This is a genomic window from Hahella sp. CCB-MM4 (assembly GCF_002260525.1).
Taxonomy (GTDB): Bacteria; Pseudomonadota; Gammaproteobacteria; order Pseudomonadales; family Oleiphilaceae; genus Hahella.
The window spans coordinates 1-560 of record NZ_MRYI01000070.1; the positions used below are offsets into that span (position 1 = coordinate 1).

The window sequence follows — 560 nt, forward strand, 5'->3', positions numbered from 1 at the left end:
GAAAAACGCGCATGCGCGATATACAAATAATGATATGGACGCTCCCTTTCTATACTGAACAGGCCGAGAAGCTGGTTAAATCTGGAGGGAGATATTATGAAAGGTATATCCGTTATTGGTATTGATTTGGCCAAGAATATTTTTCAGATCCATGCCTCTGATCGAGATGGTAATTGTCTTCTGAATAAAGCCATTCGTCGCCATAATCTGAAATCATTCTTCCGCAACCTAGAGCCCTGTTTGATTGGCATGGAAGCATGCGGAAGCGCTCATTATTGGGCGAGAGAATTGCGTTCCTTAGGTCATGAAGTTCGACTAATGCCGCCCCAATAGGTCAAACCCTATGTGAAGACTAATAAGAGCGATGCCGCAGATGCAGAAGCAATTTGTGAGGCTGTCGTACGCCCCAACATGCGCTTCGTCGATATTAAGTCGGTAGATCAACAGTCAGTACTTTTGCTCCACCGTGAAAGAGATGGTCTCACTAAAGAGCGGACAGCTTTGATTAATCGTTTTCGGGCCACCCTAGCTGAATTCGGTATTGTCGTACCGGTAGGAGC

Annotated in this window: 1 pseudogene; it reads left to right on the top strand. The window is 45.5% G+C overall.

What is annotated here, in order from left to right:
• Nucleotides 1–96: 96 nt before the first annotated feature.
• Nucleotides 97–560, top strand: a pseudogene (locus BTA51_RS30750) (IS110 family transposase); the annotation flags it as partial.